Annotated in this window: 1 protein-coding gene; it reads left to right on the plus strand. The window is 49.1% G+C overall.

Features of this window, described 5'->3' with window-relative positions:
- Positions 1-1,545, plus strand: a 1,545-nt coding sequence (locus QM911_RS09790) for a hypothetical protein (RefSeq protein WP_414313874.1), incomplete at both ends; no start/stop codon positions are given.

Below are 1,545 nucleotides of genomic sequence, written 5' to 3' on the forward strand. Positions count from 1 at the left end.
ACGTGCTTGCTGAAGCCGATGTGCTTGCTGAAGCCGATGTGCTTGCTGAAGCCGATGTGCTTGCTGATGCTGATGTTGATTCAGAAGCTGACGTGCTTGCTGATGCTGACGTGCTTGCTGAAGCTGATGTGCTTGCTGAAGCTGATGTGCTTGCTGAAGCTGATGTTGATTCAGAAGCTGACGTGCTTGCTGAAGCTGATGTTGATTCAGAAGCTGACGTGCTTGCTGAAGCTGATGTGCTTGCTGAAGCTGATGTTGATTCAGAAGCTGACGTGCTTGCTGAAGCTGATGTGCTTGCTGAAGCTGATGTTGATTCAGAAGCTGATGTGCTTGCTGAAGCTGATGTTGATTCAGAAGCTGATGTGCTTGCTGAAGCTGACGTGCTTGCTGAAGCTGACGTGCTTGCTGAAGCTGATGTTGATTCAGAAGCTGACGTGCTTGCTGAAGCTGATGTGCTTGCTGAAGCTGATGTTGATTCAGAAGCTGACGTGCTTGCTGAAGCTGATGTTGATTCAGAAGCTGACGTGCTTGCTGAAGCCGATGTGCTTGCTGATGCTGATGTTGATTCTGAAGCTGATGTGCTTGCTGAAGCTGACGTGCTTGCTGATGCTGATGTGCTTGCTGAAGCTGATGTTGATTCAGAAGCTGATGTGCTTGCTGAAGCTGACGTGCTTGCTGAAGCCGATGTGCTTGCTGAAGCTGATGTGCTTGCTGAAGCTGATGTGCTTGCTGATGCTGATGTGCTTGCTGATGCTGATGTTGATTCAGAAGCTGACGTGCTTGCTGAAGCTGATGTTGATTCAGAAGCTGACATGCTTGCTGAAGCTGATGTGCTTGCTGAAGCTGATGTGCTTGCTGAAGCTGATGTTGATTCAGAAGCTGACGTGCTTGCTGAAGCCGATGTGCTTGCTGAAGCTGATGTGCTTGCTGAAGCTGATGTTGATTCAGAAGCTGACGTGCTTGCTGAAGCTGATGTGCTTGCTGAAGCTGATGTTGATTCAGAAGCTGATGTGCTTGCTGAAGCCGATGTGCTTGCTGATGCTGATGTTGATTCAGAAGCTGATGTGCTTGCTGAAGCCGATGTGCTTGCTGATGCTGATGTGCTTGCTGATGCTGATGTTGATTCAGAAGCTGATGTGCTTGCTGAAGCTGATGTGCTTGCTGAAGCCGATGTGCTTGCTGATGCTGATGTGCTTGCTGATGTGCTTGCTGAAGCTGATGTGCTTGCTGAAGCTGATGTTGATTCAGAAGCTGATGTGCTTGCTGAAGCTGATGTTGATTCAGAAGCTGATGTGCTTGCTGATGCTGATGTGCTTGCTGATGCTGATGTGCTTGCTGAAGCTGAGGTGCTTGCTGAAGCCGATGTGCTTGCTGATGCTGATGTTGATTCAGAAGCTGACGTGCTTGCTGATGCTGAGGTGCTTGCTGAAGCTGATGTGCTTGCTGAAGCTGATGTGCTTGCTGAAGCTGATGTTGATTCAGAAGCTGACGTGCTTGCTGATGCTGATGTGCTTGCTGATGCTGACGTGCTTGCTGAAGCTGATG

The organism is Streptococcus infantis, from assembly GCF_047460825.1.
Classification (GTDB): domain Bacteria; phylum Bacillota; class Bacilli; order Lactobacillales; family Streptococcaceae; genus Streptococcus; species Streptococcus infantis_V.